At 73.2% G+C, this 5,497-nt stretch carries 5 protein-coding genes and 1 pseudogene; 2 read left to right on the top strand and 4 right to left on the bottom strand.

What is annotated here, in order from left to right; genetic code table 11:
- The 3 genes and pseudogenes from EAO76_RS43280 to EAO76_RS43270 all read right to left on the bottom strand — a co-directional run.
- Positions 1 to 398, bottom strand: a pseudogene (locus tag EAO76_RS43280) (hypothetical protein); the annotation flags it as partial.
- Between the two features lie 69 nt (positions 399 to 467).
- Positions 468 to 1,865 carry a ferric reductase-like transmembrane domain-containing protein gene (locus tag EAO76_RS43275; protein WP_148841682.1) on the bottom strand — a complete coding sequence of 466 codons (1,398 nt, stop codon included), beginning with the start codon at positions 1,863 to 1,865 and terminating at the stop codon, positions 468 to 470.
- Between the two features lie 539 nt (positions 1,866 to 2,404).
- The gene (locus EAO76_RS43270) at positions 2,405 to 2,962 is read right to left on the bottom strand and encodes a hypothetical protein (protein WP_316248430.1); all 558 of its coding nucleotides are present in this window, start codon (positions 2,960 to 2,962) and stop codon (positions 2,405 to 2,407) included.
- 77 nt (positions 2,963 to 3,039) lie between these two features.
- On the opposite strand from EAO76_RS43270, the gene EAO76_RS43265 reads away from it, so the two are divergent.
- Both EAO76_RS43265 and EAO76_RS43260 read left to right on the top strand, forming a co-directional pair.
- Complete coding sequence (locus tag EAO76_RS43265; protein WP_148841680.1) at positions 3,040 to 3,732, top strand: response regulator transcription factor; 693 nt, start codon at positions 3,040 to 3,042, stop codon at positions 3,730 to 3,732.
- Entirely contained in the window at positions 3,729 to 5,150 is a 1,422-nt protein-coding gene (locus EAO76_RS43260; RefSeq protein ID WP_148841679.1) for a HAMP domain-containing sensor histidine kinase, read from the top strand. The genes EAO76_RS43265 and EAO76_RS43260 overlap by 4 nt, the downstream gene beginning before the upstream one ends.
- A 39-nt stretch (positions 5,151 to 5,189) precedes the next feature.
- Here the strand turns inward: EAO76_RS43260 and EAO76_RS43255 are convergent.
- Positions 5,190 to 5,497, bottom strand: a 308-nt coding sequence (locus EAO76_RS43255) for a hypothetical protein (protein WP_262376263.1), incomplete at its 5' end; no start/stop codon positions are given.

Below are 5,497 nucleotides of genomic sequence, written 5' to 3'. Positions count from 1 at the left end.
CGCCCACCCCGCGCGGGACACGACGCCCACACCACCGACGTGCCCGGAGGGCCGGCACATGACCGCACAGCAACACCCGTGGCACCGGCCGACGAACCGGCCGCCGTCGCCGCCACGAGGGCGAGCACCCGGCCGAACGCCCCCGCCCCGATCCGGGACCCGCGCCCGCGGGGTCCGGGCTCCCCCTCCGCCGCCTCGAACGGCCGTACGGGAGCGGGGGCGGCGGGCACGGGGTCGGCGAAGAGGTCCAGGATCTCCTGCTCGATCGTGTCCGCGGTGCTGTCCGGCGGCGCCACCCGCCCGAGTACGGGGTTCGCCCCGTGGTGCGCGGTGTCGTCGTGGTGTGGTGGGTGCGGGCGGTTCCCCGGCCGGTGCCACGGGTGTTGCTGTGCGGTCATGTGCCGGCCCTCCGGGCACGTCGGTGGTGTGGGCGTCGTGTCCCGCGCGGGGTGGGCGCGCGGGAGGGGTCATGCCGAGCGGCGGTGGGGCGGGGCGCCGGGCACGGTCCGCCGGCGCGACGCCGCGCGGGAGCCGTCGAAGGAGAAGTCCTCGGTGTGGATCCGCTTCCCCGGGACCCCGGCCCGGACGAGCGCGGTGACGGCCGCCCCGGTCATGGCCGACGGTCCGCACACGTAGACGTCGCGCCTGACGAGACCGGGGACCAGGCCGCGCAGCGCCTGCGGGGCGAGCGGGTTGAAGGAGGCGTCGGACGGGCCGAGCAGATAATGGAGGTCCGCCCCGCGGTACGCGGCGATGGCTTCCAGTTCCTCGCGGAACACCAACTGCTCCTCGCTGCCCGCGCGGTAGAGCAGGGTGATGTCGCCGGGCCCTCCCGGCAGCGTCTCGAAGAGCGTCCGTATCGGTGTGATGCCGACGCCTCCCGCCAGGAGCAGGACCTTGCGCCTGGTGCGTCTGCGCGCGGTCATCGCGCCGAACGGCCCGGTGGCCAGGACCCGGGTGCCGGGCTTGAGCCTCCGGATCCGCCGGGTGTGGTTCCCGACCGCCTTGACGGTGATGCGGATCGTGTCGTCCCGCACGGGTGCGGAGAGGGAGAAGGGCAGGGCGGAGTGCCAGATCCTGCGCTGCAGGAACCGCCACCGGAAGAACTGCCCGGATTCCGCTTCGAGGGCGTCGAGCCCGGTGCCCCGCATCAGCACGGAGACCACTCCGGGCCCCTCGGTCCGCACCTCCAGGACGCGCAGGTCGTGGCGCATCGCCTGACGGACCGGTACGACGAGCCGGTACTGGACCAGGAGTGCCGCGACCACGACGTGGAGCGCCACCCACACGCAGAGCACGAAGGCGTTGTCCCCTATGTCCGGTCCGGTCATCTGGTGGGCGACGCCGAGCCCGGCCCCCACATAGGTGAGCAGGTGCACCGCTCGCCAGATCTCGTGCGGGACACGGCCGCGTACGCCGCGCGCCGACACGGCGCCGACCGCGCAGAGCAGCACCGTTCCGACGCAGGCGAGCGCGATGCCCGTCGAGCCCAGCATGTCCAGCGCGGAGGTCAGCAGGTCGCTCCCGTTGCGCGTCGCGTATCCGCACAGGGCGAGCACCCCGTGCGCCAGGCACGACAGGATCACCCAGCGCCCGCCCCACGCGTGCAGCCGTGCGAGCCGGTCGGCGCCGACCCCGTGTTCCACCGCCGGTATCCGCGCCATCAGGAAGAACATGACGAGGACGCCGTACCCGGCGAGCAGGCCGGTGAGGTGGGCGAAGGTCGCGAACAGTCCGTCGAGCCGGGCCGTGGGCTCCGTACCGGCCGCCCATCGGGCCGTGACGGCGAGGGCTCCCGCGACCAGGCCCGCCTGGAGCGACGCCGGGGAGATCCGCGGTGCGAACGCCGTCCGGGGAGCACGCATCCGCCTCACGAACCGCTCCGACCACGCACGCACCGTCCGCGCCGGCGACTGGCGGTGCCGCGTCCGCGCGGCCGCCGTCCGCACGGCACGGTGGGCGGCGTGCCGTGCGCCCGGCACCGCGCCGGGGGACGACGGTGCGGTGCCGAACACCTGCCGGAGCCGCGGGAAGGTCCCCTTTCCCATCGGAGGGAAGGGGATTTCTTCTGTTTCGTCATGGCGCCGGTATTCCACGGTCCGAACATAGACGTCCACCCGGGACGGAAAGTCCGTCCAGGGCGCCCGGGAAAGATCCTTAAGGTTCTCTTCAGTTTCGCTTCAAGGGCGGCTAAGCCTTTTCCCGGGACGCGTGACACCCGTGGCAATAAAGTGATGTGACGATGGTTCGGAAGACTTCGGGCACGGAGGCTTCCGGGACACACAAAGTCCGGCACGGAAAGGCCGTCGGGCAAATCCCGGAGCGGAAAGACCGCAACGGAAAGGCCGGTGCGGAAAGCCCGGCCCGAACGCGCCGGGACCGGTCCGCGTCCGAGGGGCAGCGCTCAGCTGCCTTCCTCGATCTCGACGAGCGGAGCATGTTGATACCAGCTGCAGAAGACCGAGATCTCCCGGGAGTCCTTGGTGAAGGACACCCGGATCCACTGCGGGTGCTTCCACGTCTGCATCCGCCAGCCCGATTCGGGGACGGCCGAGACCAGTTCCGCGTCGTTCTGCTTGATGTTGAAGACGACCCGGCCGCCGTCGACGGTGTAGCCCTTCGCGTTCCCGGCCCCGCCCGTCGGCCGGTCGGTGGCGGGCGGCGCGGAGTTCGGCACGGTGCTTCCCGGCCCGCCGGCCGGCCGCTTCGTCCTCGTCGCGTCCTCACCGCCGTCGTCGCTCGCGGACGGGCCGGGCGTCGGGGACTGCTCGGGGCGGTACGTGGCGGAGGGCCGGGGGGCGGCCTTCTCGTGCTCGGCCTGCTCCACGTCCACGATCGGCAGGGCGCGCGGCGGGTCGTAGGCGGTCCCGGACATCACGGTGTGGACCCCCCACCAGGTCAGCGTGACCGCCGCCCCCGTGGAGAGCACCCACGCTATGCCGTTCACCAGTCCTCGTCGCATCCGGAACATCTTGCACCATGCGTCTTCCGGGTCGGCACAGCGGGGAACACTTCGTTGAATAGCATACGATTTCTCCCATGGCTGGTGTGCTCGTCGTCGAGGACGACCGTTTCGTGCGCTCGGCCCTCATCCGGCACCTGACCGATGCCTCCCATGTCGTGTGGAGCGTCGGTACGGCCCTTGAGGCGCTGCGCGAAGTCTCCCGTTCCCGCTTCGACGTGGTCATCCTGGACCTGGGGCTGCCCGATCTGGACGGCGCCAAGGCGTTGAAGATGCTGCGCGGAATCACCGACGTGCCCGTGATCATCGCCACCGCCCGTGACGACGAGGCCGAGATCATCCGGCTGCTCAACGACGGCGCCGACGACTACATCACCAAGCCGTTCTCCGTCGAGCACCTCTCGGCGCGCATCGCCGCGGTGCTGCGGCGCGCCGGAACGGGCCGCACCGGCGGGGCGCCGCCGTCGCGGGTGCTCCGGGTCGGCGGCCTGGCCATCGACCCGGAGCGTCGGCAGGCAACCCTGGACGGCACCCAACTCGCCTTGACCCGGCGGGAGTTCGACCTGCTCGCGTTCCTCACCGAGCGGCCCGGGGTCGTCGTGTCCCGCAAGGAGCTCCTGGCCGAGGTGTGGCGGCAGCCGTACGGCGACGACCAGACCATCGACGTCCATCTGTCGTGGCTGCGCCGGAAGCTGGGCGAGTCCGCCGCCAGGCCGCGCTATCTGCACACGTTCCGCGGGGTGGGAGTGAAGCTGGAAGCCCCGCTGTGAGATGGGCGCTCGTCAAGGTCTGCCTCGCGGTCACCACGATGGTCGTGGTGGCCTTCGCCGTCCCGCTCGGTCTGGTCATCCGGGAGATGGCGTCGGACCGGGCGTTCTCCGACGCCGAGCGGCAGGCGGCCGCGATCGGCCCCACGCTCTCCATCACCGCGGACCGGGAGCAGTTGATCCGGGCCGTCATGTCCACCGAGGCCGGTGCGCAGGGGCGGGTGACCGTGCACGTCCCGGGCGACGGCACCCGCGCCGCGCTGGAGATCGGCCGCCCCCGGGCGACGGACGGGGAGATCGCGGCCACCCGCGAGCTGGGCCGCGAGTCCATCGCGAAGGTGTCGGGGGGCTCGGCGCTCATGACGCCCTTCGCGCTGCGTTCCGGGAAGACCGCGATCGTCGAGGTGTTCGTGCCCGAGGACGAGGTCGGCAGCGGGGTGACGGCCGCCTGGATCATGCTCGCCGGGGTGGGTGTCGCGCTGGTCGCCGGTTCGATCGCGGTCGCGGACCGGCTCGGCGCGCGCATGACCCAGCCGGCCGCGCAACTGGCGAGCGCCGCCCATGAGTTGGGGGAGGGAAGGCTCGACGTACGGGTCCCCGAGAGCGGTCCGGCGGAGCTCGAACAGGCCGCCGTCGCCTTCAACTCCATGGCGGACCAGCTGCTCCAGCTCCTCGCCAACGAGCGGGAGCTCGCGGCGGACCTCTCGCACCGGCTGCGCACCCCCCTGACCGTGCTGCGCCTGAACACCGCTTCGCTGGGCAGCGATCCGGCCGCGGACCAGACCCGGGCCGCCGTGGACCAGCTGGAGCACGAGGTCGACATGATCATCCGTACGGCGCGCGAGGCCAGGCCGCAGGCGACGGCCGTCGCAGCCCCCGTGGCGGGCTGCGACGCGGCCCTGGTGATCCGGGAGCGGATGGAGTTCTGGTCCGCGCTGGCGGAGGACGAGGGGCGCGGGGTCCGGGTCGCCGGCGTCGACCGTCCGGTGCACGTCCCCGTCGCCCGTGCCGATCTGGTGGCCGCCCTCGACGCGCTGTTCGGCAATGTGTTCCGGCACACCCCGGAGGGCACCGCCTTCTCGGTGGACGTGCACGGCGGCGGGTACTCGGTGATCGTGCTGGTCTCGGACGCGGGTCCGGGCATCGACGATCCGGAGGCGGCCCTCGCCCGCGGCAACAGCGGTGCCAGGAACGGTTCGACGGGGCTCGGGCTGGACATCGTGCGGCGGCTGGCCGAGGACACCGGCGGCGACGTGCACATCGGCCGCTCGGTGCTCGGTGGCGCGGAGATCCGCATCCGCATCCAGCTCGACGGCCGGCGCTCCGAGCAGGGGCAGCGGCGCCATCGCGGTTCGGGCCGACGCGGGCGGCGCGCCGTCACCAGGGCCGCGCCGGGGCGGTCCCGGTCCGGTCGCCCCTGACCGCCCTGCCCCGGTCCCGGCCGCCGGGCGCACGGGGCGTCAGGCGGACAGCCGGCCGGCCGGACCGGTGCCGCCCCACGCCGTTCTGCGGGGGTGGACGTCGACGACCCGGTGGCCGGCGTCCCAGGCCCGCACGGCCGCACGGGCCGCGTCCGCGAGCAGGCCGAGGGCGACCGGATCCTTCGGACCGCGCACGGCGACGGCTCGCATCGCCCGGTGCTGGGCGATGCGAGCGGCGCGTATGTCGAATTCCAGGGTCGAGCCGTCGCCGTGCGCGGTCCGAAGGATCCGGTCGCCCTCGGCCTGCTCGCGGACGCGGCCCGTGCGGCCGTGCGGGCCTGGGACGC

This window comes from Streptomyces sp. sk2.1 (assembly GCF_008120935.1).
Taxonomy (GTDB): Bacteria; Actinomycetota; Actinomycetes; order Streptomycetales; family Streptomycetaceae; genus Streptomyces.
This window is presented reverse-complemented; position numbering and strand designations above follow the sequence as displayed.

Bases quoted from the DNA above. Each gene is read 5' to 3' on its own strand.
- EAO76_RS43275 (WP_148841682.1), bottom strand. From the start codon at position 1,865: ATGCGTGCTCCCCGGACGGCGTTCGCACCGCGGATCTCCCCGGCGTCG.
- EAO76_RS43270 (WP_316248430.1), bottom strand. From the start codon at position 2,962: ATGCGACGAGGACTGGTGAACGGCATAGCGTGGGTGCTCTCCACGGGG.
- EAO76_RS43265 (WP_148841680.1), top strand. From the start codon at position 3,040: ATGGCTGGTGTGCTCGTCGTCGAGGACGACCGTTTCGTGCGCTCGGCC.